This window comes from Microbacterium sp. NPDC055683 (assembly GCF_053617895.1).
Genome location: NZ_JBSHGQ010000009.1, coordinates 1 through 26,982, shown reverse-complemented (window position 1 = coordinate 26,982; position 26,982 = coordinate 1). Strand labels below are relative to the sequence as shown.

The 26,982-nt window shown below is 71.0% G+C and carries 34 protein-coding genes and 1 riboswitch; of the genes, 16 read left to right on the top strand and 18 right to left on the bottom strand.

Annotated elements, in window-relative coordinates; genetic code table 11:
- Nucleotides 1-3: 3 nt before the first annotated feature.
- Nucleotides 4-756: an SGNH/GDSL hydrolase family protein gene (locus ACWGPF_RS05650; protein ID WP_452331895.1), complete on the top strand. Its 753-nt coding sequence runs from the start codon at nucleotides 4-6 to the stop codon at nucleotides 754-756.
- Nucleotides 757-805: 49 nt separating this feature from the next.
- Nucleotides 806-1,828 carry an LLM class flavin-dependent oxidoreductase gene (locus ACWGPF_RS05645; RefSeq protein WP_452331894.1) on the top strand — a complete coding sequence of 341 codons (1,023 nt, stop codon included), beginning with the start codon at nucleotides 806-808 and terminating at the stop codon, nucleotides 1,826-1,828.
- A gap of 7 nt (nucleotides 1,829-1,835) precedes the next feature.
- On the opposite strand, the gene ACWGPF_RS05640 is transcribed toward ACWGPF_RS05645, so the two are convergent.
- Nucleotides 1,836-2,558, bottom strand: a complete 723-nt coding sequence (locus ACWGPF_RS05640) for an SDR family NAD(P)-dependent oxidoreductase (RefSeq protein ID WP_452331893.1) — start codon at nucleotides 2,556-2,558, stop codon at nucleotides 1,836-1,838.
- A gap of 32 nt (nucleotides 2,559-2,590) precedes the next feature.
- Between ACWGPF_RS05640 and ACWGPF_RS05635 the strand changes: the two genes are divergently transcribed.
- Complete coding sequence (locus ACWGPF_RS05635) at nucleotides 2,591-3,061, top strand: GNAT family N-acetyltransferase (RefSeq protein WP_452331892.1); 471 nt, start codon at nucleotides 2,591-2,593, stop codon at nucleotides 3,059-3,061.
- Here ACWGPF_RS05635 and ACWGPF_RS05630 read toward each other — a convergent pair.
- On the bottom strand, nucleotides 3,049-3,402 hold the full coding sequence (locus tag ACWGPF_RS05630) for a DMT family transporter (RefSeq protein ID WP_452331891.1): 354 nt from the start codon (nucleotides 3,400-3,402) through the stop codon (nucleotides 3,049-3,051). The two genes, ACWGPF_RS05635 and ACWGPF_RS05630, sit on opposite strands and share 13 nt — an antisense overlap.
- A 1-nt stretch (nucleotide 3,403) precedes the next feature.
- Nucleotides 3,404-3,718: a DMT family transporter gene (locus ACWGPF_RS05625; RefSeq protein ID WP_452331890.1), complete on the bottom strand. Its 315-nt coding sequence runs from the start codon at nucleotides 3,716-3,718 to the stop codon at nucleotides 3,404-3,406.
- 11 nt (nucleotides 3,719-3,729) lie between these two features.
- Nucleotides 3,730-3,794: riboswitch (guanidine-III (ykkC-III) riboswitch) on the bottom strand.
- An 80-nt stretch (nucleotides 3,795-3,874) separates the two neighbouring features.
- Between ACWGPF_RS05625 and ACWGPF_RS05620 the strand changes: the two genes are divergently transcribed.
- Nucleotides 3,875-4,603, top strand: coding sequence for a formylglycine-generating enzyme family protein (locus ACWGPF_RS05620; RefSeq protein ID WP_452331944.1), 729 nt, complete (start codon nucleotides 3,875-3,877; stop codon nucleotides 4,601-4,603).
- A 4-nt stretch (nucleotides 4,604-4,607) separates the two neighbouring features.
- Here the strand turns inward: ACWGPF_RS05620 and ACWGPF_RS05615 are convergent, their stop codons facing one another.
- Complete coding sequence (locus ACWGPF_RS05615) at nucleotides 4,608-5,012, bottom strand: hypothetical protein (RefSeq protein WP_452331889.1); 405 nt, start codon at nucleotides 5,010-5,012, stop codon at nucleotides 4,608-4,610.
- 30 nt (nucleotides 5,013-5,042) lie between these two features.
- On the bottom strand, nucleotides 5,043-5,597 hold the full coding sequence (locus ACWGPF_RS05610) for a dihydrofolate reductase family protein (protein ID WP_452331888.1): 555 nt from the start codon (nucleotides 5,595-5,597) through the stop codon (nucleotides 5,043-5,045).
- 81 nt (nucleotides 5,598-5,678) lie between these two features.
- On the opposite strand from ACWGPF_RS05610, the gene ACWGPF_RS05605 reads away from it, so the two are divergent.
- Together ACWGPF_RS05605 and ACWGPF_RS05600 are read left to right on the top strand one after the other, a co-directional pair.
- A complete protein-coding gene (locus tag ACWGPF_RS05605; RefSeq protein WP_452331887.1) occupies nucleotides 5,679-6,599 on the top strand; it encodes a hypothetical protein in 921 nt (306 codons plus the stop codon).
- 64 nt (nucleotides 6,600-6,663) lie between these two features.
- Complete coding sequence (locus ACWGPF_RS05600) at nucleotides 6,664-7,083, top strand: GNAT family N-acetyltransferase (protein ID WP_452331943.1); 420 nt, start codon at nucleotides 6,664-6,666, stop codon at nucleotides 7,081-7,083.
- A 7-nt stretch (nucleotides 7,084-7,090) separates the two neighbouring features.
- Here ACWGPF_RS05600 and ACWGPF_RS05595 read toward each other — a convergent pair whose 3' ends face one another.
- Nucleotides 7,091-7,756: an SDR family oxidoreductase gene (locus ACWGPF_RS05595; RefSeq protein WP_452331886.1), complete on the bottom strand. Its 666-nt coding sequence runs from the start codon at nucleotides 7,754-7,756 to the stop codon at nucleotides 7,091-7,093.
- A gap of 252 nt (nucleotides 7,757-8,008) precedes the next feature.
- Here ACWGPF_RS05595 and ACWGPF_RS05590 point away from each other — a divergent pair, with 252 nt between their 5' ends.
- From ACWGPF_RS05590 to ACWGPF_RS05580, 3 genes are all read left to right on the top strand, one after another.
- Nucleotides 8,009-8,674 (top strand): transglycosylase family protein, encoded by a 666-nt coding sequence (locus ACWGPF_RS05590; RefSeq protein ID WP_452331885.1) that lies wholly within the window; start codon nucleotides 8,009-8,011, stop codon nucleotides 8,672-8,674.
- 118 nt (nucleotides 8,675-8,792) lie between these two features.
- Nucleotides 8,793-9,941, top strand: a complete 1,149-nt coding sequence (sfnG, locus tag ACWGPF_RS05585) for a dimethylsulfone monooxygenase SfnG (RefSeq protein WP_452331884.1) — start codon at nucleotides 8,793-8,795, stop codon at nucleotides 9,939-9,941.
- Nucleotides 9,942-10,036: 95 nt separating this feature from the next.
- A complete protein-coding gene (locus tag ACWGPF_RS05580; RefSeq protein WP_452331883.1) occupies nucleotides 10,037-11,119 on the top strand; it encodes a DNA polymerase IV in 1,083 nt (360 codons plus the stop codon).
- Here ACWGPF_RS05580 and ACWGPF_RS05575 read toward each other — a convergent pair whose 3' ends face one another.
- Both ACWGPF_RS05575 and ACWGPF_RS05570 read right to left on the bottom strand, forming a co-directional pair.
- Complete coding sequence (locus ACWGPF_RS05575) at nucleotides 11,120-11,989, bottom strand: AraC family transcriptional regulator (protein WP_452331882.1); 870 nt, start codon at nucleotides 11,987-11,989, stop codon at nucleotides 11,120-11,122.
- A gap of 89 nt (nucleotides 11,990-12,078) precedes the next feature.
- On the bottom strand, nucleotides 12,079-13,407 hold the full coding sequence (locus ACWGPF_RS05570) for a DUF222 domain-containing protein (protein WP_452331881.1): 1,329 nt from the start codon (nucleotides 13,405-13,407) through the stop codon (nucleotides 12,079-12,081).
- A gap of 84 nt (nucleotides 13,408-13,491) precedes the next feature.
- On the opposite strand from ACWGPF_RS05570, the gene ACWGPF_RS05565 reads away from it, so the two are divergent.
- Nucleotides 13,492-14,403: an aminoglycoside phosphotransferase family protein gene (locus ACWGPF_RS05565; protein ID WP_452331880.1), complete on the top strand. Its 912-nt coding sequence runs from the start codon at nucleotides 13,492-13,494 to the stop codon at nucleotides 14,401-14,403.
- A gap of 33 nt (nucleotides 14,404-14,436) precedes the next feature.
- Nucleotides 14,437-14,874 (top strand): hypothetical protein, encoded by a 438-nt coding sequence (locus ACWGPF_RS05560; protein WP_452331879.1) that lies wholly within the window; start codon nucleotides 14,437-14,439, stop codon nucleotides 14,872-14,874.
- 42 nt (nucleotides 14,875-14,916) lie between these two features.
- On the opposite strand, the gene ACWGPF_RS05555 is transcribed toward ACWGPF_RS05560, so the two are convergent.
- The 8 genes from ACWGPF_RS05555 to ACWGPF_RS05520 form a co-directional block, all read right to left on the bottom strand.
- Nucleotides 14,917-15,429, bottom strand: a complete 513-nt coding sequence (locus ACWGPF_RS05555; RefSeq protein ID WP_452331878.1) for an N-acetyltransferase family protein — start codon at nucleotides 15,427-15,429, stop codon at nucleotides 14,917-14,919.
- Nucleotides 15,426-16,247, bottom strand: coding sequence for an alpha/beta fold hydrolase (locus ACWGPF_RS05550; protein ID WP_452331877.1), 822 nt, complete (start codon nucleotides 16,245-16,247; stop codon nucleotides 15,426-15,428). The genes ACWGPF_RS05555 and ACWGPF_RS05550 overlap by 4 nt, the downstream gene beginning before the upstream one ends.
- A gap of 56 nt (nucleotides 16,248-16,303) precedes the next feature.
- Entirely contained in the window at nucleotides 16,304-17,134 is an 831-nt protein-coding gene (locus tag ACWGPF_RS05545) for an alpha/beta fold hydrolase (protein ID WP_452331876.1), read from the bottom strand.
- 101 nt (nucleotides 17,135-17,235) lie between these two features.
- A complete protein-coding gene (locus ACWGPF_RS05540; RefSeq protein ID WP_452331875.1) occupies nucleotides 17,236-17,757 on the bottom strand; it encodes an isopentenyl transferase family protein in 522 nt (173 codons plus the stop codon).
- Nucleotides 17,754-20,111: an ATP-binding cassette domain-containing protein gene (locus ACWGPF_RS05535; protein ID WP_452331874.1), complete on the bottom strand. Its 2,358-nt coding sequence runs from the start codon at nucleotides 20,109-20,111 to the stop codon at nucleotides 17,754-17,756. Before ACWGPF_RS05535 ends, ACWGPF_RS05540 begins: the two co-directional genes overlap by 4 nt.
- Before the next feature lie 46 nt (nucleotides 20,112-20,157).
- Nucleotides 20,158-20,565 carry a VOC family protein gene (locus ACWGPF_RS05530; protein WP_452331873.1) on the bottom strand — a complete coding sequence of 136 codons (408 nt, stop codon included), beginning with the start codon at nucleotides 20,563-20,565 and terminating at the stop codon, nucleotides 20,158-20,160.
- A 5-nt stretch (nucleotides 20,566-20,570) separates the two neighbouring features.
- On the bottom strand, nucleotides 20,571-21,020 hold the full coding sequence (locus ACWGPF_RS05525; protein WP_452331872.1) for a helix-turn-helix transcriptional regulator: 450 nt from the start codon (nucleotides 21,018-21,020) through the stop codon (nucleotides 20,571-20,573).
- Nucleotides 21,017-21,637, bottom strand: coding sequence for a dihydrofolate reductase family protein (locus ACWGPF_RS05520; protein WP_452331871.1), 621 nt, complete (start codon nucleotides 21,635-21,637; stop codon nucleotides 21,017-21,019). Before ACWGPF_RS05520 ends, ACWGPF_RS05525 begins: the two co-directional genes overlap by 4 nt.
- A gap of 120 nt (nucleotides 21,638-21,757) precedes the next feature.
- Here ACWGPF_RS05520 and ACWGPF_RS05515 point away from each other — a divergent pair, with 120 nt between their 5' ends.
- Nucleotides 21,758-22,678, top strand: coding sequence for an AEC family transporter (locus ACWGPF_RS05515; protein ID WP_452331870.1), 921 nt, complete (start codon nucleotides 21,758-21,760; stop codon nucleotides 22,676-22,678).
- Here ACWGPF_RS05515 and ACWGPF_RS05510 read toward each other — a convergent pair.
- Complete coding sequence (locus ACWGPF_RS05510) at nucleotides 22,623-23,315, bottom strand: DedA family protein (protein ID WP_452331869.1); 693 nt, start codon at nucleotides 23,313-23,315, stop codon at nucleotides 22,623-22,625. The two genes, ACWGPF_RS05515 and ACWGPF_RS05510, sit on opposite strands and share 56 nt — an antisense overlap.
- 77 nt (nucleotides 23,316-23,392) lie before the next feature.
- Nucleotides 23,393-24,160: an SDR family oxidoreductase gene (locus ACWGPF_RS05505; protein WP_452331868.1), complete on the bottom strand. Its 768-nt coding sequence runs from the start codon at nucleotides 24,158-24,160 to the stop codon at nucleotides 23,393-23,395.
- Nucleotides 24,161-24,294: 134 nt separating this feature from the next.
- Here ACWGPF_RS05505 and ACWGPF_RS05500 point away from each other — a divergent pair, with 134 nt between their 5' ends.
- The 4 genes from ACWGPF_RS05500 (at nucleotide 24,295) to ACWGPF_RS05485 (ending at nucleotide 26,946) form a co-directional block, all read left to right on the top strand.
- Entirely contained in the window at nucleotides 24,295-24,756 is a 462-nt protein-coding gene (locus tag ACWGPF_RS05500; RefSeq protein WP_452331867.1) for an NfeD family protein, read from the top strand.
- Between the two features lie 3 nt (nucleotides 24,757-24,759).
- On the top strand, nucleotides 24,760-25,695 hold the full coding sequence (locus tag ACWGPF_RS05495; RefSeq protein WP_452331866.1) for an SPFH domain-containing protein: 936 nt from the start codon (nucleotides 24,760-24,762) through the stop codon (nucleotides 25,693-25,695).
- Nucleotides 25,692-26,456 carry a glycerophosphodiester phosphodiesterase family protein gene (locus ACWGPF_RS05490; RefSeq protein ID WP_452331865.1) on the top strand — a complete coding sequence of 255 codons (765 nt, stop codon included), beginning with the start codon at nucleotides 25,692-25,694 and terminating at the stop codon, nucleotides 26,454-26,456. Before ACWGPF_RS05495 ends, ACWGPF_RS05490 begins: the two co-directional genes overlap by 4 nt.
- 112 nt (nucleotides 26,457-26,568) lie before the next feature.
- Nucleotides 26,569-26,946, top strand: coding sequence for an RNA polymerase-binding protein RbpA (locus ACWGPF_RS05485; RefSeq protein ID WP_345435592.1), 378 nt, complete (start codon nucleotides 26,569-26,571; stop codon nucleotides 26,944-26,946).
- The last annotated feature ends 36 nt before the right edge of the window (nucleotides 26,947-26,982 follow it).

Here is a 26,982-nt window from a genome sequence, read left to right as displayed (position 1 = left end):
GAGATGAGCATCCGGTACGTCGCCATCGGGGATTCGTTCACGGAGGGGGTCGGCGACGAGCTGCCGGACGGCACGCCGCGCGGCTGGGCGGATCTCGTGGCCCAGGGGTGGGCGGACGCGCGGGGCGAGCCGATCTCGTATGCGAACCTCGCCATCCGGGGCCGGCTCGCGTGGCCCATCGTCGACGAGCAGCTCGAGGCCGCGCTCGCGCTCCGGCCGACGCACCTGTCGTTCAACGGCGGAGGCAACGACATGCTCCGCCCCGGCGTCGCCATCTCGTCGATCGCCGATGCCTTCTCGCGCGTGCTCGAGCGCTGCGACGCCGAGGGGGTCCGCCTCGTGCTGCTGTCGGGGGCGAACCCGTCGGCCGGACTGCCCATGCGGCGGCTCATCCAGCGTCGCGGCGACGAGCTGTCGGCCGCTGTGCTGGAGCGCGTCGCGCACCGCCCCGACGTCGTGCGGGCGCTGAACTGGCCCGATCGCGTGCTCTCGCAGCCGCGGTTCTGGTCGCACGACCGCCTGCACATGAACGTGCGAGGGCATCACCGTGTCGCGGCGCGCGTGCTCGATGCTCTCGGGGCGGGCGCGCCGGAGGCATGGTGGGACGTGCCGGGGGAGGAGATGCGGCATCTCGGCGGCGCGGCGTACTACCGGGCGCACGTGCTGCCGTGGATCCGTCGCCGCGTCACGCGGCGCTCGTCGGGGGATGGCCGCGCCGCCAAGTTCGCCGACTGGGTCGAGGTCGCCCCCGCCTGATTCCCATTCAGGGGAATGAAAAGCGGCGCGCGCGTGGTTGCATGGTGATGTGAAGAGCATCGGCTTCCTGTCCTTCGGCCATTGGACCCCGCACCCCGACTCCGCGACGCGGAGCGCAGGCGACGTGCTCCTGCAGTCCATCGAGCTGGCACAGGCCGCGGAGGAGCTCGGCGCGGACGGCGCCTACTTCCGCGTGCACCACTTCGCGCGCCAGCTCGCGTCGCCCTTCCCGCTGCTTGCCGCGGCGGGCGCGAAGACGAGCCGCATCGAGCTCGGCACGGGCGTCATCGACATGCGCTACGAGAACCCCATGTACTTCGCCGAAGACGCGGGGGCCGCCGACCTCATCTCGGGAGGGCGCCTGCAGCTCGGCGTGTCGCGCGGGTCACCCGAGCAGGTGATCGACGGATGGCGGTACTTCGGCTACCCGGCGGCGGAGGACGACCCTTCGGGCGCGCAGGCGGCGCGCGAGAAGACAGAGCTCGTCCTGCAGCTGCTGGAGGGGCAGGGGTTCGCGCAGCCGAACCCGCGCCCGATGTTCCCGAACCCGCCGGGGCTCCTGCGCCTCGAGCCGCACTCCGAAGGCCTGCGGCGTCGGATGTGGTGGGGCGCCGGGTCGGATGCGACGGCGCGCTGGGCGGCGCAGAAGGGCATGAACCTCATGTCGTCGACGCTCAAGGACGACGAGTCGGGCGAGCCGTTCCACGTGCAGCAGGCCGCCCAGATCCGCGCGTTCCGCGAGGAGTGGTCTGCGCACGACCACGGCTTCGAGCCGCGGGTGTCGGTGTCGCGGTCGATCTTCGCGATCGTCGACGAGCGCGACCGGCGGTACTTTCTCGGCAGCGGCGACCGCGACGACCAGTTCGGCTACATCGACAGCACGCGGTCGGTGTTCGGCCGGTCGTACGCGGCGGAGCCCGACGAGCTCATCGAGCAGCTGGCGGGCGATGAGGCGATCGCCGAGGCGGACACGCTGCTGCTCACCGTGCCGAACCAGCTGGGGGTCGAGTACAACGCCCACGTGCTCGAGGCCATCCTGACGCACGTGGCACCCGGTCTCGGATGGCGGTGAGCGCTCGTCAGCGTCCGCCGGTGACGCGGATGGTCGTGCCGGCAGCGTAGGAGGCATCGGGGGAGAGCGCGAAGGCGACGACCCCCGCCACTTCCTCCGGGGTGCCGGCGCGGCCCATCGGATGCCCGGCCGCGACGCGGCCGGGGCGGCCGGGGTCGCCGGCATCGGCGTGGATCCGCGTCTCGATCGTGCCGGGTGCGACGCCGATCACGCGGATGCCGTGGGCCGCGACCTCAGCGGCGAGACCCTTCGTGAGAGCGTCGACTCCCGCCTTCGCCGCGGCGTAGTGGACGTATTCGCCCGGTGATCCCGTCGCGGCCGCACCCGATGAGATGTTCACGAGCACACCGCCCGGACCGAGCAGCTGCACGGCACGTCGTGCGACGAGGATCGCGCTCGTGAGGTTGAGATCGATCACCCGGCGGATGATCTCGGCGGGTGTGTCGGCGAGCGGCCCGATATGGAGAGTCGCCCCGGCGTTGTTCACGACGGCTGTCACGTCGTCGGAGGCGTCGAACAGCGCGTCGACGCCCTCGTCGCGGGAGAGGTCGGCGCGCACGATGCGGCAGTCGGCGCCGAGTGCGCCGACCTCATCACGGGTGCGCTCGGCCGCCTCCTCGTCCTGCGCGTAGCCGAGGACGAGGTCGTGTCCGTCCGCCGCGAGGCGGAGGGCGATCGCGCGGCCGATCCCGCGCGTGCCGCCGGTGATGAGGGTGAGGGGCCTGGCCATCCGCCCACGCTATCGGCACGTAGGGTCGGAGCATGTCCGTCCGAGTCCGTGCCGCCGTCTTCCCCGACGATTTCGTCGCCGTCGGCGCACTCGTCGGCGCCTACCTCCGGCAGACGGAGGCGGAGAAGGCGGCGCACGGCCTCGCTGCCGCCGGCGCGCCCCTGCCCGATCGGTACGCCCGCGAGGTCGCGGACCCCGCAGATGCGTTCGCCGGGATGACCGTCCTCCTCGCCGAGGCCGACGGCGCGCCTGTCGGCGTGGTGGTGTGCGCAGACGGGACGGCTGGCCGCGAGGTCAAGCGGCTGTGGGTCGACCCCGTGGCGCGCGGGACGGGGGCGGGCCGCGGGCTGCTCGACGCGGTGCTCGCGTCGTCGGCGAGACCCGTGCGGCTGACGGTGTGGCGCTGGCGTGAGCCCGCCATCCGGCTCTATCGTCGGCTCGGCTTCGCGGAGGTGCCCCCCTGGGACGATCGTCGCGGCCTCGCCTGCCTTCAGCTCGACTGATCGCCGCCCGCGGGCTCGGACTCCTGCGAGCCGTCGGGGAGGAGCTTGAGCCCGATCACGGCTGCCACGATTCCCATGAGGAAGACGATCTTCGCCGTCGAGACGGGCTCGTCCCCCGTCGCCATCGCCCAGACGACCGTGAGAGCCGCGCCGATCCCGACCCACACGGCGTACGCGGTCCCGATCGGAATGTGTTTCACGGCCCATCCGAGCCCGGCCATGCTGAGGACGATGCCGACGACGAAGGCCGTGACGGCGACGGACCCGTCCGCGATGCGCCCGAGCGCCGTCGCCCAGACGGCTTCCAGCACGCCGCTCGCAATGAGGACGATCCAGGGCATGTCAGCTCACCGCCTTGAGACCCGCGATGGACGCCACCAGGAGCAGGAGGAGCAGGATCCTCGCGAGCGTGGCCCGCTCCTCGCGGCGGATGATCGCCCAGACGACCGTGAGCGTGGCGCCGACGCCCACCCAGACGGCGTACGCGGTGCCCGTGGGCAGCTCGGTCATCGCCCAGGCGAGACCGCCGAGGCTCACGAGCATCGCGGCGAAGAACAGCAGCGTCGGCCGCCAGCGGCGGAAGCCCTTGGAGGCGGAGAGGGCGGAGGCCCAGACGGCTTCGAGCACCCCCGAGAGGATGAGGACGATCCATGCCATGACGCGACCCTTCTGAGTCCGTCTTGTCGTGGTGCGGGTACGGCTCCCTCGTCCGCGGGCCTGCGTCGGCCCCGGAGTCAGACTAGCCGCGCCGCCTGGGCACCGCGTGTGCACGAGCGCGGTCAGAATGGGGGAGTGGGCTCCCTGGACTTCGAGATGGCGCCGATCGCGCCCGGCTCCGTGACGTTGCACGACGCGCGGCGGAAGGTGCGGCGCACCGTGGCGCTGGAGGCGTTCGAGATCGGCGTGTATCCCGTCACGCAGGAGCAGCTGGGCGAGCTGCTGGGGGTGTCTGCGTCAGCGCCTCGGCGACCGGCGGCGGACGTGACCTGGCAGCGGGCCATCCGCTTCTGCAATGCGGCGTCGGAGTGGGAGGGGCTCGAGCCCGCCTACGCGTTCGACGGCGAGGAGGTGCGTTGGGACGCGACCTCGGAGGGCTACCGTCTGCCGACGGAGGCGGAGTGGGAGTTCGCGTGCCGCGCGGGATCGACCGGGCCGCAGTACGGCCTGCTCGGAGACATCGCGTGGACGGCCGCGGACGGCGTGTCGACACCGCAAGACGTCGGCGGGCGGATGCCCAACCTCAACGGGCTGTTCGACACGCTCGGGAACGTGTGGGAGTGGTGCTGGGATCTGCTCGACCCCGCCCGGTACGACGAGTACCGGGTGTTCCGCGGCGGCGGATTCGCCGACGACGCGTGGAGCGTGCGGGCATCCGCGCGGCGGGGCGGAGCACCCCGTATGCACCACGAGGACGTCGGGTTCCGGATGGCCCGAGGAGGTTTCGATGATCCCGACGAGGCCCAGGGATGGTCGGCCGCGGCGGATCGCGAGCGCGCCCTCGACGACGGTCCGACCCCGTTCGGCTGGACGCCGCGCCGCTGACGGGTCACTCCGCCTCGAACTCGGCTTCCGAGACGATGCTCGATGCGACGATCGTCTCCTCCTGGGGGTCGTAGACCCCCGCGACGACGAAGTCGCCCCAGCGCACGCCCGACGCCTCGTCGAAGTCGCCCTCGTGCGAGGACCAGTCCCATCCGACGAGAAGCGGGCCGGAGCAGGAGGGCGGCAGCGACTCGGCGACGCCGCCCGTGCAGAGGACGGCGCCGTCGCCGTCGTCGATGACCGTCAGCGGCGTGCCCGTGTCGAACGCGGTCGGCGTCGTGGCGGTCGTGAAGACGGGCTCCGGATCGGCGGACACCTGCGCGCCGGGCGAGATCGTCGCACAGCCCGAGAGCACGAGGAACGCCGCCGCGCACGAGACGGCGAGAAGAGGACGATGTGGGGCGCTCATAGTCTCCAGTGTCGCCTCTCGGCGGCGGACTCACACCCTGTCTTCCTGCAGGGGACCCGTGTAGCGGTGACGCGCGACGATGAAGCCGGCGTTCCGCTCCACCGTCAGCAGCTCCAGATCGGCGCGGCGCGGAAACAGCGGGCGCCCCGCCCCCAGTGTGACGGGGGCGATGGATGTGACGATCTCGTCGAGGAGGCCGGCGTCGGCGAACTGCCCCGCGAGATCGCCGCCGCCGACGACCCAGACGTCCTTCTCGCCGGCCGCCGCGCGGAGGTCGGGGGCGAGCTCGTCGACCGGACCGGACGCGAATCGCACGTCGGCCCCGGCCGCCGCGGGGAGCGGGAGCGTCCGCGAGGTCATGACCCATGAGGGCACGTCGTACGCCCACGATCCAGGGTCGTGGGAGAGCACCCACTCGTAGGTCGTGGACCCCATGACGATCGCGCCTACGTCGGCGATGAAGCGGGTGTAGTCGCCCGCGCCGCCGTCGTCGAGAGGCTGCCGCAGCAGCCAGTCCAGCGAGTCGGCGGGATCCGCGAGGTATCCGTCGAGGGTGGTGGCGGTGTAGTAGACGATTCTGCCCATGCGGCGATCCTGCCGCCGACCCCGGACATCGGCCATCCCGCCGCGGTAGCATCGGCCCGTTCGATCATTCCGGGGGACACGATGGACGACGACCCGACGCCGCGCCGGCCGGCCTGGCAGGGGATGGCCGCGGGCGCGATCGGCGCGGTCGCAGGCCTCGCTCCCTGGCTCGCGACGGGCGCCCGGATGCCCGTGCAGAACCTGTGGGCGTCGACCGTCCTTCCCGACGCCATGCCGTTCGCGCTCCTGCCCGTGAGCCAGTACGACGTCCTCACCGTGCTCGCGCTGCTCGCGACGGGAGCCGTCGCGGCGGCCATCGCCGCGGCATGGCTGCGGCTGCCTCGATGGGCGACGGCCGTCGGGCTCGCGGTCGCCCACGTCGTCGCGCTCGCCCAGGCGTTCGCGGTCGCGGCAGAGGGCCTCGAGGTCGGGAGCACGGCGGACGGCCGTGTCGTGCTGTACTTCGGGGCGATGCTCGCGGCGGCCGTCGTGTCGGCGGCTCTCGCGCAGATCGCGTTCCGGCTCGTGACGTCGCCCAGCACCGCGACGCGCGCCGTGGGCGTCGCGCTGGTCGCCCTGCCGGTCTCGTCCTGGTGCGCACTGTGGATGCGCGCCGCCTTCGGGCCGGCGAGCATCCCGGGCGGCCTGCTCGCGGTGATGCCGTGGATCCCGGCGGTCCTGATCGGCGTCGCTCTCGGATGGTGCGGATTCCGTCCGGCGTCCCGTGTCGTCGTGTGGGTCGTCGCGCTCGCTCTGCTGTGGGTGCTCCCCGCCCTCACGACGGCCTTCGCCTCGGCGACGGGCATGCGCGTGCTCGGCGACGATGTGGCCGAGATGGCCGACTACGGGCTGGCCGTCTTCCCCCTCGCACTGCTGCAGGTGCCGGCGTGGCCCGTTCTCGGCGCCCTGCTCATCGGGCTCGTCGTGTGGGCGACCAGGATGGTCTTGCGCACGCGTGCGGCGGAGCGCAACCCTCTGCCGGCGAGGGCGCCTGGCCCGTAGCGTCGACATCGTGAACGACGCCATCTCCCTCCGCGACATCCGGGAAGACGACGCCGGCGAGGTGATGACGCTGCAACGCGCGGCCTTCGTCTCGGAGGCCCAGATCTACGGAAGCGCCGACATGCCGCCGCTCACCCAGACGCTCGACGAGGTCCGGTGGGAGCTGCGCGACAACCTGGGCTGTGTCGCACTCGACGGCGCGAGGATGGTCGGAGCGCTGCGCGCGCGCCTCGACGGCGAACTGCTCCTGGTCGGACGCATCGCGATCGCCCCCGACGTACAGGGCGGCGGCATCGGGTCGCAGCTGCTGGATGCCGTCGAGCGCCGTGGTGCGGCGGCGGGAGCGCGCGAGGCGGAGCTGTTCACGGGATCGCTCAGCGAGGCGAACATCCGCCTCTACGAGCGGCAGGGGTACCACGAGACAGAGCGCATCGACGAGGGCGACGGCACGGCGCAGGTGTTCCTGCGCAAGCGCATCGAGTGAGTGCGCGTCAGTAGCGGGCGGAGAACCCTCCGTCGGCATTCAGGAGCTGCCCCGAGATCCACCGGCCCTCCGGCGACAGGAGGAACGACACGACGGCGCCGATGTCGCGCGGCGTGCCGAGCCGCCCGAGCGGGTGCGCGGGGACGAGCTCGCCGGCGAAGCCGTCGGGCATCCAGCCGGTGTCGATGGGACCGGGGTTCAACGCGTTGGCGGAGATCCCGAGCGGGCCGAGCTCGCGCGCCGCGGAGATCACGATCCGATCGAGAGCGCCCTTGGAGGCGCCGTACGGCAGATTGCCCGTCGTGTGATCGCTCGTCAGGGCGACGATCGCGCCGCCGTCGGCGGGGATGCGGCGCGCGAACGCGGCGATGAGGAGGAGCGTCGCGCGGGCGTTGACGGCGACGTGCCGGTCGAAGCTCTCGGCAGTCGTATCGAGGATGCCCGACTCGACGTCGTGCGCGTGGCTGAGGACGAGGGCCGAGATCGGGCCGTGCGCGTCGGCGACGGCGTCGACGAGCCGGCCGGGGCCATCGGATGTGGAGAGGTCGGCGTCGACGTCGGCGCCGGCGAGATCGCTTGTGACGACGTCCCAGCCGTGGGCACGGAGCCCCGGCACGATGCCGGCGGCGATGCTGTTCGCGCGCGCGGCGCCGGTGACGAGAGCGAGGGGCATGGCTCGAACCTAACTCAAGAACCAGCTGGCAAGACCCTGAACCGATTTGTTATCCGTTCGTGATCTCTGCCTAAGGTGTCCGACGTGAACCGCGAAGGACGGCTGCCGGATCCACCCCGTGAGTCCTTCGTTCCCCGAAATCGACAGATTCCGGTCGGGTGGTCGGCGCGTGCGACGCGTCGAGGCAGGGCCGCGGAGTTCCCTGTGTTCCCGAAGAGCAGCACCCGTCCCGCTTCCCGTTCGACCCGCCGCATGCGCGGCGGACTCGCGGTCGCGGGCGTCATGGCGGCCGCCGCGGCCGCCACCTTCATCCCGACTGCCGCGAATGCCGCCGACGGCGCGACCTGGGACGCCCTGGCCCAGTGCGAGTCGGGCGGCAATTGGGCGATCGACACCGGCAACGGCTACTACGGAGGCCTGCAGTTCTCGCTGTCGACGTGGCAGGCGAACGGAGGCTCGGGCAACCCGGCCGATGCGTCGCGCGAGGAGCAGATCCGCGTCGCGGAGAACGTGCTCGCGACGCAGGGCTGGGGTGCGTGGCCGACGTGCTCCGCCCAGATCGGCGCCACCGGCACGGCCGACACGAGCGGCTCGCAGGCGGCGCCCGCGGAGACGGCCCCCGCTGAGGAGCCCGCGCCGGCCCAGAGCGCCCCCGCCGAGCAGACGGCGCCGACCGAGCAGACGGCGCCGACCGAGACCACGGCTCCCGTGGAGGACGCCGCGCCGTCGTACGACCTCCCCGACGTGGAAGCCTCCGATGAGACCTACACGGTGCAGGCGGGCGACACGCTGTTCGCGATCGCCGAGGCGCACGGTCTCGAGAGCGGATGGCTCGGCGTGTACGCCGTCAACCAGGACGCCGTGTCGGACCCCGATCTCATCGAGGTGGGACAGGAGCTCGTCCTGCCGGTCCAGTGAGCGGACGGCGAGGGCGCGCGGTCGGGTGACCGCGCGCCCTCGCCATGCCAGGCCATCCGGGGACACGAGCGGTCACATTCGTTGACACCTTCTGGGGTGGCGGGCGAGGGTTCCGTGCATGACAGACACCTTCCCGACCGCCGACGCGACGCGGTCGCACGAGCCGCTGAAGTTCGCCTACTGGGTGCCCAATGTGAGCGGCGGCCTGGTCGTCTCGACGATCGAGCAGCGCACGTCTTGGGACTACGACTACAACGTCCGGCTCGCCCAGACGGCCGAGCGCGTCGGCTTCGAGTACGCGCTGAGCCAGGTGCGCTACCTCTCGAGCTACGGTGCGGCGCAGCAGCACGAGTCGACCTCGACGAGCCTCGCCCTGCTGCTCGCGACCGAGCGCCTGAAGGTGATCGCGGCCGTGCACCCCGGGCTCTGGGAGCCGGCCGTGCTCGCGAAGTTCATCCTCACGGCCGATCAGTTCTCGAAGGGCCGGGCAGCCGTCAACGTCGTGAGCGGATGGTTCAAGGACGAGTACACGAAGCTCGGGCTTCCCTGGCTCGAGCACGATGAGCGCTACCGGCGCTCGGCGGAGTTCATCGAGGTGCTCCGCAAGCTGTGGACAGAAGAGAACGTGGACTTCCGCGGCGATTTCTACCGCGTGAACGACTTCACGCTGCGGCCGGGGCCGTACCCCGTCGAGGGGCGTGCGCATCCGGAGATCTTCCAGGGCGGCAACTCGACGGCGGCGCGATTCAACGGCGGCGCGCACGCGGACTGGTACTTCTCGAACGGCAAGGACTTCGACGGCTTCACGGAGCAGTACGACGAGGTCACGCGCATCGCGGCCGAGCACGGACGGACGGTTCGATTCGGCCTCAACGCGTTCACGATCGTGCGCGGCACCGAGTCCGAGGCCCGTGACCAGCTGCGGGAGATCATCGCGAAGGCCGACTCGGCTTCCGTCGAGGGCTTCCGCCGGTCGGTGCAGCAGGCCGGTGCATCGACGGCGGACAAGAAGGGCATGTGGGCGGACTCGACGTTCGAAGACCTCGTGCAGTACAACGACGGCTTCCGCACGCAGTTGTTCGGACCGCCCGAGCAGGTGGCCGAGCGGATCATCGCCTACAAGAAGCGCGGGGTCGACCTGTTCCTCCTCGGGTTCCTGCACTTCCAGGAGGAGCTCGAGGCCTTCGGCGAGCAGGTGATCCCGATCGTGCGGGAGATCGAGGCGGACCTGGCCCGGACGGGCGATCCGATCGACGTCGCACGCTGACGTGGAGGCGGGGATCGCCCGACGGCGATCGCCGCCTCCCTGCTTGCGGGCGGAACCGCGTGACATCGCCGGGCTCGCGCGGCATGCTCGGTGTCATGGATGCCGCTGCCTGGGTGCTGCACGTCGACATGGATCAGTTCATCGCCGCGGTCGAGGTGCTGCGGCATCCGGAACTCGCAGGTCGCGCCGTCATCGTCGGCGGCAACGGCGATCCCACGGAGCGCGCTGTCGTGAGCACGGCGTCGTACGAAGCGCGCGCCTACGGGATCGGCTCGGGCATGCCCCTGAAGATCGCGGCCCGGAAGGCGCCCGATGACGCGGTCTTCCTGCCGGTCGATCACGGCGCGTACGAGGCCGTGTCGGCGGTGGTCATGGCGACGCTGCGGGCTCGGCCCGGAGTCGTCGTCGAGGTCGTCGGGTGGGACGAGTGCTTCCTCGGCGCGACGACGGACGATCCGGAGGCCGTGGCGCGGGATGCGCAGGCTGCCGTTCTCGCGGCGACCCAGCTGCACTGCTCGGTCGGCATCGGCGACAACAAGGTGCGTGCCAAGATCGCGACCGAGTTCGGAAAGCCGCGTGGTGTGTTCCGTCTCACGGCGGGGAACTGGTTCGAGGTGATGGGGGAGAAGCCGACGCGCGACCTGTGGGGGATCGGGCCGAAGGTGCAGAAGCGCCTCGCCGAGCACGGCGTCCGCACCGTCCGCGAGCTCGCCGATGCGGATGAGCGGGAGCTCGTGGCCGAGTTCGGCCCGAAGATGGGTGTCTGGTATCACGGATTGGGCTCGGGGAGCGGCCCGGCGGTCGTCGACGACGCCCCGTGGGTGGCGCGCAGCCACAGCCGGGAGACGACGTTCCAGGAGAACCTGACGTCGCCCGCCCAGGTCTCGGCGGCGCTCGCCGAGCTCGCGGGGCTCGCGTTCGACGACTGCGCGGCAGCGGGGCGGCCGGTCTCGCGGGTGAACCTGAAGGTACGGTACGCCCCGTTCACGACGCGCACGTTCGGGCGGAAGCTGCCGGCGCCGACGACCTCCCGCGATGAGGTGGTCGCGGCGGCCGTCGCCCTCGGAGGCACGCTCGATGCCGACCGGGAGGTGCGGCTGCTCGGCGTGCGGGCGGAGATGCCGATGCCGGAGGGCGGCGACTCCGTCGAGCGGACGCCGGTGCGGGGCAGGATCTGATCACGCCCGCTCGACGGGGAGCCAGAGCTCGCACGTCGCGGTGCGGAAGTCGGCGGAGTGCTGGAGGGTGGCGACGATCGAGGGTCCGGGCCTCAGGCGCCAGGGGTTGGACGGGAACCACTCTGCCGCGGTCGCGGCCCACATGGTCTGGAGCGCATCGGGGTGTGCGCCCTCGGAACGGAAGACCGCCCAGGCTCCGGCGGGCACCTCGATGACATCGAGGTCGTCGGGGACGACCACGCGCTCCGAGACGGCGACGCCGTGGAGATAGCTCAAGGATGCTCCCTCCTCGGCTGCCGGGTCGATGTCGTCCGTCACCTGCAGGATCCCGCGCGGCTCGCTGTCGGCGAGCTCCTTGAGCCGCGTGTGCGCACTCGGCGGCAGGGACGTGACGAACTCCTGGATGTGCGGGTTCGCGCCCCGATGGATGAGCGGGACACGTGCGGCGTGGCCCGCGAGACGGAGTGCTGGTCGATCGATGATGCGTGCGTCCATGGGGACGCTCCCTTCGACGGTGAGGCGGAACCTCAGGGGCGATTGCATGCGGAGGGGGCCGCCGTCGGCGCGGGCAGCGGACGCGTCGATGCCGTGAACGGCCCGGAATGCGCGACCGAAGGCCTCGGCGGATCCGTAGCCGAAGCGGATGGCCACGGACAGCAGGTCGTCGTCACCCGCCATGACCTCGGACGCCGCGGCCGTCATGCGCCGTCGCCGGACGTATTCCGACAGAGGCATGCCCGCGAGCGAGGAGAACATCCGACGCAGGTGGTACTCGGTCGTGCCGGCGGTCCGTGCAGCCCGTGCGACGTCGACCTCATCTCCCAGGTCGTGTTCGATCAGCTCCACGAGGTGATTGAGTTCTGCGATCATGGCGAGCCTCCTTCACGACGAGTCTGCCCGGATGCCGCGAGCGCCGCCCGATCGTGGAGAACCGGTCCGATCAGACCGGCTCCCGACGGTCAGCCCGGGGGCGGGTCGCCGTCGTGGATGAACCGAGGTGTCCGCCGGAGGACCGGCTCGGGGATGTCGATATAGGCGCGGCCGAGTGGTGACGTCCATCGCAACCTGCCTCCCGACAGCTGCTCGACGCGCCAGGCGGTGGCCTGCTCGAGGGTGTGGTGGCTCTCGCAGAGGCCTTCGAGGTTCGCGACGTTCGTGGCGCCGCCCTCGCTGTAGGCGATCGTGTGATCGAGATCGACGATGGGTGCGCGGCATCCGGGGAATCGGCAGTGCTCGTCGCGCGCGAAGACGAATCTGCGCTGAGCCGCAGTGGGGAATCGCTGGTCGGCGGTGAGGAGGACGCTCGTGTCGGCGTCGACGAAGAGACGGCTCCACGTGCGGGCGCCGGCCATGACAACGCGCGCGACGTCGAGGGGGAGCGGGCCGTACCCGGCGAGGTGGGCGGGCTCAGCTGCGGCGCCGCCTGGCGACTTCACGGGAATCGTGATGTGCACGGTGCCGCGGATGGCGCCCAGCCCGCCGCGGGCGATGCCGGGGTCGGCCATGGGCGGCGCAGCGAGCAGCAGGTCGCACATGACGTCGGTGCGGAGGTGAGCGAGGGTGCGCGTGTCGTCGGCGTAGAGTTCGGGTCCGCCGGAGTGCCGCGCGGAGCGCACCTGCCGAGCCATCTGATCGAGGCGGTCGATGATCGCGGCGCCCATGACGGAGGGGATGTAGGCGGTGAGCCAGCCCATCCCGTCTTCGTCGGCCTCGAAGGCGACGCGACGACGCTGATGTGCGCTCGCGTGCCGCTCGTCGAGAGGGACAGGGTGGATGGTCTCCGCGATCCTGCGCGCGACGGTCCGGAGGGTGGCCGCCGTCATCGGCTGCTCGGCGAGCTTGTCGAGCACGGCCTGCTCGAAGCGCGCGAGTGCGGCACGGTCGTCGCCGAGCGTGTCACCCGCAGCGACGATCGCCTGCGCGTGGGCGGGGGAGAGGAGGCCGACTGCCATCCGCTCCTGAACGCGCGGGAAGCGGGAGAGGAGCACGGCCGCCGCGTTCATCTGCCGCTCCGCGGCGCGACCGGAGATGTTCGTCGCTGCGGCGATCTCCTCGGCGACAGCGCGGTGCGCCCACGAGTTCGACGATGCCCCTGATGCGACCTGTCGCTCATGCTGAGCGTGGGCGATGCCGCCCGCGATCGCAAGGGCGACCTGCCGCCCCGCGTGCGCGTGAGCGATGACGCGGTCGGCGGCGGCGATCGCGTCGACCGCTGCCGCCAGCGCGGCGCGCTCGACGGCGGTCGGGAATCCCGCCTTCTCGAGTTCGTGATCTGCGCCTGCGTCCATGGTTCCATCATGGACGAGGCCACCGACATTCGAAGAGAGATACGATCGTAAGGTGACGGACCCCGTCTGTGCGCACAATGGATCGTGCCCGACAAGCCCGTTGCCGAGATCGTCATCGATGAGCCGCTCATCCGAGGCCTCCTGCGGGAGCAGGCGCCCAGGCTCGCGCGCGAGCCGCTGCGACACGTCGCGGACGGCTGGGACTGCAGCGTCTGGCGCGTGGGGGAGCGGTTCGCCGTCCGGATGCCGCGGCGAGCGCTGGGGGCTCAGCTCGTCCTGCATGAGCAGCAGCATCTCGGGGCCATCTCGGCACGGCTGGCGCCTCTGCGGATTCCCGCCCCAGTCGTCGCGGGGCGTCCGAGCGCGGCGTATCCCTGGCACTGGTCGATCGTCCCGTGGGCGGACGGCGTGCCGGGGCTCTCCATCGCGCGGTCGGATCGCGGCGGCTGGGCTGTGCCGCTCGCGGAGGCGCTGAGACGTCTGCATGTGATCGCGAAAGGGGAGTTCCCCGCCAACCCCTATCGTGGCGTGCCGTTGCGCGAGCGGGACGAGGCCATCCGAGCCCGTCTTGGTCAGGCGGAGGTCGACCTCGGCCCCCGTACTGCCCGCAGTCTCTCCGCCGTGTGGCAGGCGGGCGTGGCGGCCGCGACCTGGGGATCCGGCCCCGTGTGGATCCACGGCGATCTCCACCCCGGCAACCTCATCGCGGATGGCGGCGCCCTCGTGTCGATCATCGACTTCGGGGATCTCACGGCGGGTGACCCGGCTTGCGATCTCGCGGTCGCGTGGCTCGCGTTCGATGCGCGGGGGAGGGCGGTCTTCCGGACCGAGCTGCAGGGCGTCTACGACACACCCACGTGGGTGCGCGCCCGCGCCTGGGCGGCGGCCGTCGCACTCATGCTCGTTCTGCAGAGCGACGACGACCCTGCCTATCGCACGCTCGGATGGGAGGCGGTCGGCGAGCTGGTCGTGGAGGCGGGCGGTTCACCGCATTGACGCCGGGTGGCGCGGTGTGGTCGAGTGAACTCCGTGACGGACACGACGGGCGGTTTCAGCGACACCGAGCGCGCCGCGATGAAGCAGCGGGCGGATGAGCTCCGCGCATCCAAGGGACTCAAAGGCGCGGCGAAGCTCGCGAAGGAGCTGGAGGCATGCATCGCGGCCATCGACAGGCTCGAAGGCACGGATCGCGCGATCGCGACCCGGTTCCACGCGATCGTGTCGGAGGAGGCGCCCGACCTCGCCCCGAAGACCTTCTACGGCTTTCCCGCTTACGCGCGCGACGGCAAGGTCGTCACGTTCTACCAGCCGGCCTCGAAGTTCGACACGCGCTACGGCACGATCTCGTTCGATGAGCCGGCGAACCTCGACGACGGGCCGATGTGGCCGGTCTCATTCGCCGTCCTGGAGATCACCGACGACGTCGAGGAGCGCCTGCGCGCCCTCGTCCGCCGCGCTGTCTCCTGACCGGATGGCCGGCCGGTCCGTGCGGGCGCAGCGGTCATCGTCTCAGCGGACCATCCGGAGTTCGACGACACCCTCGAGGTCGGGATCAGCGAACGTCACGCCGTCTTCCGCGAACCCCGTCCGTTCGTAGAAGCGCCGGGCGCCGGTGTTCTCGCGCAGCACCCAGAGCTGGGCCGGTCTCGCCCCGACGACGCGGTCGAGGAGGGTCGTGCCGGCTCCGCGTCGGTGCGCTTCCTCGAGCACGTAGAGGGAGAAGAGATGGAGGTCTCGGACGGGGGTCGCGTCCTTTCGAGCATCGGGATGCGCGGATCCGGCCGCGAACGCGAAGCCGACGATCTTCTCTCCGTCCTCCGCCACCGCGGTGGCACCGAGTGCGGGCTGCGCTCCGAGGATGGCTCGCCACATGCGCTCCCGTCGAGCGAGCGTGTTCCCGTCCAGGACCCGGGCCGGAAGCAGAGTCGTGTATGTCTCGCGCCAGGAGTCGACGTGGACGGCGGCGATCCGCTCGGCGTCGGCGAGGGTGGCATCCCGCACCCGCAGGGGAGCGCCGGTCATGATCCGGCCCCGGTCAGCCACGCGTCGACGATGCGGCGGAACGCCGCCGGCTGCTCCACCCACGGATAGTGGCCGCAGTCGTCGATCATCGCCAGCTCCGCGCCGAGCGCGTCGGCGTAGTCGGCGACGGGCTGGATGCCGGTGAGAGCATCTCTGTCTCCGCCGATGACGACGGTGCGGGGGAGCGGTGCCGCCAGGATGCGCGCGACGGCGTCGGCGGGAACGCCGTGGAACCATGCGCGCGCTGCCGCCAGGCTCACGGCGCCGACGCGCGAGTGATCCTCCTCGACGTGCGTCCAGTGCGCGTAGGTTGCGGGGGCCTGGCGGAGGAACGCGACGCGGAACTCATCCTCCGTCTCCGGCTCGTCGTCCGCGAGCGATCGGAGTGCTTCCCGGACGGAAGGGTTGGCGGTGTCGAGGCGGAAGGCGTCGCCGTCGTACGGCGATCCCGTCAGCCAAGACGCGGGAGGAGTCACCAGCGTGAGCGAGCGCACGCGATCAGGATGGCGCGTCGCCGTCGCGAGCGCGAGACGCGTTCCCGCCGAGTGCGCGAGGATGTCGACGCTCGCCAGACCGAGAGCGTCGACCAGAGCGATCACATCGTCCGCATCGGTCCACCATCCGCGGGGGAGCCCGCCGGTGAGCGGCGTGCCGCGCGGATGCAGCACGACGATGCGCCGCACACGTGTGAGACCGGCCAGCTCGCCGAGATACTCCGGACCGCGGCACGGCCCGCCCGGGAGCACGATGACCGGATCGCCCTCGGTCGCGTCTGACTCGGTGACGACGAAGGGCAGATCCAGTTCGGCGATGCGCACGGACTCCATCCTGTCGCAAGTGGTGGCGGTGTGCTCACCCGCCGGGTCTTCGGACCTCAGCCAGTGACCGTGGTCGTCCATCTGGTGAGTTCGGCGGAGAGCGACGCGGCGGCATCGAGCTGGATGAGGTGTCCGGCGTCGGGGATCAACGCGACCGTCGCGTGGGGGATGGCCTTCCGAAGTCGTTCCGCACGGTCGGTCGGAATCCACGTGTCCTCGGCGCCCCAGACGATGTGGACGGGTTCGGTGATTTCGCCGAGGAGGGGCTCGATCTCGGTCGTGAAAGTCTCGTCCGCCTGCGCGATCTGACGGTAGAACGCCGATTGGCCGAGCTCGCCCGTCCACGGCTCCACGAGCTCCCGAAGGTCGTCGTCGCGCAGCCCCCGATGGCTCGCGCCACGGATGTAGGCCTCCACCGCGCCGCGGTGCACCGCGGGAGGGAGCTGTTCGAATACGGCGGCGTTCGCCTTGACGAGAGTGAAGAAGGGGGAGCCCCAGGGCGTCAGTGCGACGACATCGGTCAGACACAGTGAGGCGTACGCTGCGCCGTGGAGCAGACGGGCGCGGAGCGCCACCGCCCCGCCGAAGTCGTGCGCGACGACGTGCGGGCGCGTGAGCGACCAGCGCGCGAGGAGCGCCGCGAACAGCTCTCCCTGCACTCCCAGGTCAACCGGATGGGACGGATCCTTCGATGACGATCCGTACCCGGGCATGTCCCACAGATACACCGTGAACGACGTCGCGAGCGCCTCCGCGAAAGGACGCCACAGCAGCGACGACCAGGGCGTGCCGTGGAGGAACACGAGGGCCGGGCCCGCCCCGAAACGGTCCCAGCGGACAGTCCGCCCGCGCCATGCGAACTCCTGCGTCAAGAGCGCTGCCGCCATCTGTCGATTCTGCCTCAGCCTCAGCCGATCAGAGGAGTGGAAGGCCGACTCGTCGAGAAACGCGAACTGACATAATGTGCATTATCGGTATCGATGGCGCGTCACAGTGCGTCGATCCAGCGATCGAGTTCGCGGGAGCTGCGGAACAGGACGATCGGTGGGCCCGACGGCTCCGCCGCCCACGCCCGCATCGTCCTTCGCTTCCGCTTCCATGAGCGGAAGTGCCAGAGCACGATCGAGTCGCGCGACAGCAGCTGCCGCCACGTCTCGCGGTTACCGGCGAACAGCTCCTGTCGCGTGACCACGCGATGCAGCGCACGACGCGTGACGCGCTGCAGAGAGAACCACCGCGGATCATCGAGCCCGATCACGAGGTCGGCACGCGGATGCACGCGGTCATTCCACGTCGCGTACGCGCTGTCGAACACCCACGCGTCGCCCGCGGCAGCCGACTCCGCCATCGCGATCTGCTCGTCGAGCGGGCGATTCGTCCATCCCGGCAGCCACCCGATCTCGTCGGCGAGCACCACGGGCAGGCCGAGCCGCTCGCCGATCCGGATGGCCGCCGTCGTCTTCCCCGCCCCCGTCACGCCGTAGATCAGGATGCGCCGCGGCGCGCTCACGCGCCCACGTATGCCGCGAGGTGCTCCCCCGTGAGCGTCGACCGCGCTGCGACGAGCTCGGCGGGCGTTCCCTCGAAAACGATCGTTCCGCCCTCGTGCCCGGCACCCGGGCCGACGTCGATGATCCAATCGGCGTGCGCCATGACCGCCTGGTGGTGCTCGATGACGATCACCGTCTTCCCGCTGTCGACGAGGCGGTCGAGAAGCTCGAGCAACTGCGCGACGTCCGCCAGGTGAAGGCCCGTCGTCGGCTCGTCGAGCACGTACACGTCACCCTTCTCCCCCATCTGGATGGCCAGCTTGATCCGCTGCCGCTCGCCTCCCGACAGGGTCGACAGCGGCTGCCCGAGCGACAGGTATCCGAGCCCCGCGTCCTCCAGCCGGCCGAGGATGGCCACGGCGGCGGGGATCTTGGACTCCCCCGCCGAGAAGAACGCCCGTGCCTCCGCGACCGGCAGGTCGAGCACCTCCGTGATGTCCTTTCCACCCAGTCGGTACTCCAGAACACCGGCCTGGAACCGCTTGCCGCCGCAGTCCTCGCAGGGGGTCTCGATGGTGTCCATGAAGCCGAGCTCGGTCACGATGACCCCCGAGCCCTTGCACGACGGGCAGGCACCCTCCGAATTCGCGCTGAAGAGCGCCGGCTTCACGCCGTTCGCCTTCGCGAACGCCTTCCGGATGGGCTCGAGCAGGCCCGTGTAGGTCGCCGGATTGCTGCGGCGCGATCCCTTGATCGCCGTCTGGTCGATCGCGACGACGCCCTCCCGCTTGGCGACCGAGCCGTGGATGAGCGAGCTCTTGCCCGACCCCGCGACACCGGTCACGACGGTGAGCACCCCGAGCGGGATGTCGACGTCGACATCCCGCAGGTTGTTCGCGTTCGCGCCCCGCACTCCGATCGCCCCCTTCCCCGCCCGCACGGCGGGCTTGAGTGCGGCGCGGTCGTCGAGATGGCGGCCGGTGCGGGTGCCGCTCGCGCGCAGGCCGTCGACCGTGCCTTCGAAGCAGATCTCGCCTCCCCCGCTTCCGGCGCCGGGCCCGAGGTCCACCACGTGGTCGGCGATCGCGATCGCCTCCGGCTTGTGCTCGACGACGAGCACCGTGTTGCCCTTGTCGCGCAGTCGGCGCAGGAGCCCGTTCATGCGCTCGATGTCGTGCGGATGCAGCCCGATCGTGGGCTCGTCGAACACGTAGGTGACGTCGGTCAGGGACGAGCCGAGATGCCGCAGCATCTTGATGCGCTGGGCCTCGCCGCCCGACAGGGTCCCCGACGGGCGCTCCAGACTGAGATAGCCCAGCCCGAGCGTCACGAACGCCTCGAGGTTCGCGCGCAGCGCCTCCAGGAGCGGGCCGGCGCCCGGCAGCTCGAGATCGCGCACCCACGCCGCGAGATCCGTGACCTGCATGCGGCACGCGTCCGCGATGCTCACGCCGTCGATCTTCGAGGAGCGAGCGCCCTCGGTGAGCCGAGTGCCGTCGCACTCCGGGCAGCGCGCGAATGTCGCGACGCGTTCGACGAAGGCACGGATGTGCGGCTGCAGGGCATCGAGGTCCTTCGACAGCATCGACTTCGTGATCTTGGGGATGAGCCCCTCGTACGTCATGTTGATGCCGGCGATCTTGACCTTCGTCACCTCGCCGTAGAGGAACAGCTGCCGCTGCTTCTCCGAGAACGCGGCGATCGGCTTGTCGGCGGGATAGAACCCGGACTGCGAGAAGCCCTTCACCATCCATCCGTCGGCCGTGTATCCCGGCACCATGATCGCGCCCTCGTCGAGCGACTTCGACTCGTCGACCACCTGGGCGAGGTCGATGTCCGACACCGAGCCGCGCCCCTCGCAGCGCGGGCACATCCCCCCGAGGTAGACGACGTCCTTGACGACCTTCTTCTCGCCGCTGGCCGACGTCATCACGCCCGACGCCTTCTGCGTCGGGATGTTGAACGAGAACGCCGTCGGCCCGCCGATGTACGGCCGCCCGAGCTTGCTGAAGAGGATGCGCAGCATCGCGTTCGCATCCGTCACCGTCCCGACGGTCGACCGAGGGTTCGCCCCCAGCCGCTCCTGGTCCACGATGATCGCCGTCGTGAGGCCCTCCAGGACGTCCACGTCGGGCCGCGGCACCGACGGCATGAACCCCTGCACGAACGCGCTGTAGGTCTCGTCGATCATCCGCCGCGACTCCGCGGCGATGGTGTCGAAGACGAGGGAGCTCTTCCCCGATCCCGACACGCCGGTGAAGACGGTGAGGCGGCGCTTGGGGATCTCGACGCTGACGTCCTTGAGATTGTTCTCGCGGGCACCCTGCACGCGGATGGTGTCGTGCAGATCGGCGATGCGGGCGTCGTCGGTCATGAGGTCGTCCTCCAGGTCGGGGCGGGCGGGTCGGCGGGGATGCCGGTCAACGCTGCTGCAGGCGCAGCAGGTTTCCGGACGGATCGCGGAAAGCCGCGTCGCGGACGCCATAGGGCTGGTCGATCGGCTCCTGCACGACCTCGGCGCCCGTGGCCTCGAGCGACGCGAACGCGGCGTCCACGTCGGCCGTCGCGAGCACGAGGCTCGCGAAGGTCCCCTTCGCCATCATCTCGAGCACGGTCTCCCGCTCGGCCGCCGTGATCCCCGTCTCGGCGGCGGGCGGGTAGAGGACGATGTTCACCTCCGGCTGGTCGGCGGGGCCGACGGTGATCCATCGCAGTCCTTCGTATCCGACGTCGTTCCTCACCTCCCAGCCGAAGGCGTCGCGGTAGAACGCGATCGCCGCCTCGGGATCGGTCTGCGGGAGGAAGCTGGAGTGGATGCGGATGCTCATGCCCGTCACGCTATCCGCGCCGCAGACGCGCGCGCTTCTCGATTCCTGATCGGTCGCAGCGCGTGCTTCGACAGCGCCGTCGGAACACCGGCGAGCTCGTCGCGGGCCGACGCTCGATACGCGCGCGGAGCCATCCCGACGAGCTCGGAGAACCGCGTGCTGAATGTGCCGAGCGATCCGCAGCCGACCGCGAAGCACACCTCCGTCACCGACAGGTCGCCGCGACGCAGCAGAGCCATCGCCCGCTCGATGCGACGCGTCATGAGGTAGGAGTACGGCGTCTCGTCGTACGCGGCGCGGAACCGTCTGCTGAGGTGCCCCGCCGACATCCCGACACCCCGCGCGAGCCTCTCGACGTCGAGGGGCTCCGCATACTCGCGGTCGATACGGTCACGCACACGACGGAGGAGCACGAGCTCTCGCAGGCGGTCGGAGGTGTCGGATGGACCGGTCACCCGTGCGATTCTGCCACGCCGGCCGCCTCACGGCCGTAGACGAGATGCGTCACGAGCGAGGTCGCCCGTGCGCTCACCGGGACGAGCCGGAACTCCGTGACCCCGTCGAGCAGCCGCTCCCCCGAACCGAGCAGGACCGGCGCGACATGCAGCCTCAGCTCGTCGACGAGATCGTCCTCGAGGAACTGCGCGATCGTCGCCGCGCCGCCGGCGATCGCGACGTCGCCGCCATCCGCCGCCGCCCGCGCCCGGGCGAGCGTATCCGCGATCCCCGACGTCGCGAAGTGGAAGGTCGTCCCGCCGTCCCGCGGGAGGTCGGGACGCTCGTGATGCGTGAGGACGAAGACGGGGCCGTGATACGGCGGGTCGTCGCCCCACCAGCCGGTCCACGATGCGTCCGGCCACGGCCCCCGCACGGGGCCGAACATGTTGCGACCCATGATGAACGCGCGAGCCGCGACGATGGCGTCGCGCTCGCGCCGATGCTCGGCGCCCTCCGCGAACTGCCACCGGTGGAGGTCTTCTCCCCCGCGCCCGAGCGGATGCTCGAGGCTCTGCTCCGGCCCGGCGACGAAGCCGTCCAACGACACGGTGACATCGCATACGACACGGCTCATCACGACTCCTCGCATCCGCTGCGGCACGTCCTCCGACGCTAAGGGGCGGTCCGCGGCGGCACAAGGCGCGCCGGCGGATCGGTAGGTTGGATCCGTGGAGACCGACCGGGGCGCAGGCGCATGATCGACGTGCTCACGGGGTTCGCCGTCGTGGCCGTCGCCATCCTGACGGGCTACATCGTCGGGCGGATCGATCTGCTGGGACCGCAGGGCCGCTACGTGCTCAGTCGGCTGTGCTTCTTCGTCCTCAACCCGTTCCTGCTCTTCAGCGTGCTGTCCGAGTCCGACCTGTCGGTGCTGTTCTCGTCGCTGCTTCCCGCATCGGCGATCACGGCCACGATCGTCTTCGTCGTGTTCGGCCTCGTCGCGCGCCTCGCATGGCGCCGGACCTGGGCGCAGACGACCGTCGGCGCGCTGGGCGCGGGCTACGTGAACGGCAACAACATCGGCATCCCGATCGCGACCTACGTCCTCGGCAACGGCGCCCTCGCCGCGCCGATCCTCCTCTTCCAGCTGCTCGTCATCACGCCCGTCGTCCTCGCCATCCTCGACGCCTCGACGACGAGCGATGCCTCGTTCGGGCGCATCATTCGGCGCACGCTGCGCAACCCCATGATCATCGGCGCCCTCCTCGGCGTGCTCGTGGCCGCATTCGACCTCGATCTGCCGGCGATCGTGATGGAGCCCGTCCACCTCCTGGCTGGCGGCTCGGTCCCCGTGCTCCTCGTGAGCTTCGGGATGTCGCTCTACGGTCAGCGCGTGCTCACGCAGGCCGGGACGCGCCGCGACATCCTCCTCGCGACCGCCCTCAAGCTTCTCGCGATGCCGGTCATCGCCTGGGCGCTGGGCACGTTCGCCTTCCGATTGGAGGGGCACGCGCTGCTCGCCGTCGTCGTGCTGGCCGCGCTCCCCAGCGCGCAGAACGTCTTCAACTACGCGCAGCGATACGGCACGGGCGAGGTCGTCGCACGCGACATCGTCTTCCTCACGACCCTCGGATGCCTGCCCGTGCTGTTCGGCTGCGCTCTCCTTCTCGGGTGACGGCTTCCCGGACGGCGGCTTCTCGGGTGAGGCGCCGACGGTCACGCCATGCGATGGCCCGGTCCACGGCCATTCCGACGAGCACGGCGGCACCTGCACCGAAGAGTGCACCGAGCAGCGGCTGGTCCCGAAGCCACGATCCCGCGAGCACGCCGATCCCGACCGAGTACGCCGCCCAGGTGAGGGCGGCGAGGCCCGCCAGCGGCAGGAACCGCCGCACCGGATAGCGTGTGGCGCCGGCCGTGAGGTTGACCGCGACGCGGCCGACGGGGATGTACCGCGCGATGAGGATGAGCGACGCTCCCCTCCTCGCGAGGCCGTCCTGCGCCCACGCGACCGCTCGTCGCACCCGCGGCGCCCGCATCCACCGGAAGCGATCGGTGCCGATCCCCCGGCCGATGGCGTACGTCAGGGCATCGCCCGCGAATGCGCCCGCTGCGGCGACGAGCGCGACCAGCCAGGGCAGTGGCGTGCCGGCGGACGCGCCGACCGCCGCAGCCGACACGACGATCGTCTCGCTCGGCACCGGCGGGAAGACCCCGTCGACAGCCGTCGCGGCGAAGGTCACCGCGTACACCCACGGCGAGGCCGCCGCGGCGAGCAGGACGGCGTTGACGGAGGCGAGGAGCGCGAGCATGCCCCCACGCTAGGAAAACCCTCGCCCTCGGTCGTCGGCCGCAGGTCGCGGGTGCGTCCTCCCCGAGGATGATCCGCTCAGGCGGTCGTGCCGAAGCCGCTCGTGTCGCCCACGATGCGCTCGTTGCCGGCGGGGACGGGGTCGACGATCGCCTGCGCGATCTCGGCCGCGAACTCCGACACGTTGTAGAGGCGCCCGGCCTCCTCGCGCCGCGCCGCGATCGCGCCCGGGTTCACGCGCTCCAGGAGCGTCGCGGTGATCGTGCCCTCGATCATGTCGCCGGACACCACGACGAACTCGACGCCCTGGGCCGCGAGCGCCGGGATGCGCTCGCGGAGGGCGTCCTCCCCGGCGCGCTTCGACAGCGCGACCGGCTCGTAGGCGTCCATCGTCGGCGTGGTGCGGATGAAGTGCGCCTGGTGGCTCGTCACGAAGACGACGCGTCCCCCCGCGGGGATGATCTCGAGCGCCGTCTCCAGGACGTCGACCTGGGCGTCGCGGTTGAGGCGCAGGGCGTAGTCCTCGCCGAGACCGGTCTCCATGCCGCCGGAGGCGTTCAGCACGAGCACGTCGAGAGAGCCGAACTCCTCCTTGACGGCCTCGACCATCGCGGCGACGGAACCGTGGTCGGTGAGGTCGGCGCCGACGACGAGCGCGCGCACGCCGAGTTCCCGGACCTCGTCCGCGAGCTTCTCCGCTCGGGGGGCCTTGTTGCGGAAGTTGATGACGACGTCGGCGCCCGCCTGGGCGACGTAGCGGACGGTGTCCGCTCCGATTCCGCGCGACGAGCCCGTGACGAGCACGGTCTTGCCGGCGAGGGATCCAGGGGCGAGGGGCTGCGACACGATGACTCCGAAGCGTGGGGACGGGAACCGTCCGACCCTACCAAGGCGGGCGCTCCCCCACGGCATGGCCGCCCGGCTCGGCGAGGGGCCCCGTGATAGGTTCCGAGCAGGATATCGCGCCGGGAGGGGCCGTCATGGAGGCGATCGAGCAGTACGCGTGGATCGGATGGCTGGCGATCATCGCCGTCTTCCTCGTCATCGAGATGGTGTCCGGTGAGCTGACGTTCCTGATGCTGGGCGTGGGCGGCGCCTTCGGCCTGGGTGCCGGCCTCGTCGGCGCCCCGATCTGGCTGCAGGTGATCGTCGCGGCGGCGGCGGCCGTCGCCCTGCTCGTGTTCGTGCGCCCGACGCTCCTGCGAAGGCTCCGTCGAGGGGCCGACGACCGTGCGTTCAACGTCGACGCGCTCATCGGGCTCGCCGGCGTCGTCACGGAGACCGTCACCGCGATGTCGGGGCGCGTGAAGCTCGCGAATGGAGACTCCTGGAGCGCCCGTGTGCACGGTGACCGCCCGCTCGCCCCGCAGACCCCCATCCGCGTCGAGTCCATCCAGGGCGCGACCGCATTCGTCACGACCCGCTCGACGGAGGAGAACTGAGAGATGGACGAACCCAGCAACATCGTCGGGACCGTGCTGACGTGGATCCTCGTCGCGGCGGTCGTGATCTTCGTGATCACGATCCTCGTCCGCTCGATTCGCATCGTCCCGCAGAGCGACTCGATCATCGTCGAGCGTCTCGGCAAGTACCACCGCACGCTCTACGGCGGTCCGCACCTCATCGTGCCGTTCATCGACCGGGCCCGCACGCGCGTCGACCTGCGCGAGCAGGTCGTGACCTTCCCGCCGCAGCAGGTGATCACCGAGGACAACCTGTCGGTCGCCGTCGACACCGTCGTGTATTTCCGAGTGACCGATCCGCGCTCTGCCACCTACGAGATCGCGAACTACCTCGGCGCCGTCGAGCAGCTCACGATCACCACACTCCGCAACGTCGTCGGCAGCCTCAACCTCGAGGAGGCGCTCGTCAGCCGCGACGTCATCAACGGCAAGCTCAGCGCCGTCCTCGACGAGGCGACCGGCCAGTGGGGCATCAAGGTGAGCCGCGTGGAGCTGAAGGCGATCGACCCGCCCGTCACCCTGCAGGACGCGATGGAGAAGCAGATGCGCGCCGAGCGCGATCGCCGCGCGGCCATCCTCACGGCGGAGGGGCAGAAGCAGTCGCAGGTGCTCGTCGCGGAGGGCGCGCGACAGGCCGCGATCCTGCAGGCTGAGGGCGACAAGCAGGCGCAGGTGCTCCGTGCGCAGGGCGAGTCGGAGGCGATCACGACGGTGTTCCACGCGATCCACGCGGGGAACCCCGACGAGAAGCTCCTCGCCTACCAGTACCTGCAGACCCTGCCCAAGATCGCCGAGGGCGAGGCGAGCAAGCTGTGGATCATCCCGAGCGAGCTGACCGAGGCGCTCAAGGGCATCTCCGGCGGCTTCGCCGGACGTCTCGGCGGCCTCGGCGGGAGCTCCGCTCCCCCGCAGGCGTGACGCATCCGTATCTGACGGGCGCACGGCGTCCGCGCGTGCTCGCGCACCGCGGTCTCGTGACGCCGGAGATGGCGGCGGACGGGGTCGCCGAGAACTCGATCGCCGCGATCGCCGCCGCTCACGCGGCAGGCGTCGAGTACGTCGAGTCGGACTGCCACGCCACGGCGGACGGCGAGATCGTCCTCTTCCACGACGACACGCTCGAGCGGGTCACGGGCGATCCCCGTCCGGTCTCCGATGTCGGATGCAGGGAGCTCGCCGACCTGATGGCACCCCGCGGTGGTCTCGCCGTGCTGTCGGACACGCTGCGCGACTTCCCGGCGGTGCGCTTCAACGTCGACGTGAAGGCCGACGCCGCCGCACGGCGCGCGGGCGAGATCGTCGCGGAGCATGCCGATCGCGTGCTGCTCACGGCGTTCGACGACGACCGTCGGATGGCCGCGCTCGCTGCCGCCGGCGGAGAGGTGGCGACGAGCGCGGGATCGTCGCTCATCGCCCGGATCGTCGGCGCCGCGGCGGTCGGCCTGCGCGGCCGGGCCGACCGCCTCCTGCGCACCGTCGACGCGCTGCAGATCCCCGAGCGCCGGGGTCCCGTCCGCGTCCTCACGCCGCGGCTCGTCCGCTGGGCGCATGATGCGGGCGTCGAGATCCACGTCTGGACCGTGAACGACACCGACCGGATGCGCGCGCTCGTGGCCGGCGGCGTCGACGGCGTCGTGACCGACCGCGCCGATGCCGCTCTCGCGGTGTTCCCCGCGTGATCCAGGCGGGGGCCTGGGCAACGCCTGGGAATACCCCATCGGCGCGCGACGGTTCGGATGATCCGCACAGCCGGACGCGTTAGAACTGGTGACCGACGAGAGGACTTGAATCATGGCAGATCGCAGCCTTCGTGGTATCCGGCTCGGCGCCCAGAGTCTTCAGAGCGAAGAGGGCGTCGTCTTCATGGAGCGCAAGGAGCACGTATACGTGTGCTCCTCGTGCGAGCGCGAGACGACCCTCATGTTCGCCGCGGACGCCGAGGCTCCCGAGACGTGGGAGTGCCGCACGTGCGGCGGAGAGGCGCTCCTGAAGCTCGACAAGGGCACGGTGGAGGTCGACCACTCCGGCGACAAGGCCGCCCGCACCCACTGGGACATGCTGCTCGAGCGGCGCTCGATCGAGGAGCTCGAGGAGATCCTCGCCGAGCGGCTCGCGTTCATCCGCGATCGCCGCGGAGCGGGCGCGGACCCGACCCGCAAGAGCGCCTGAGACCACGCGCACGCGACGACGCCGGCCCCCGGGGGC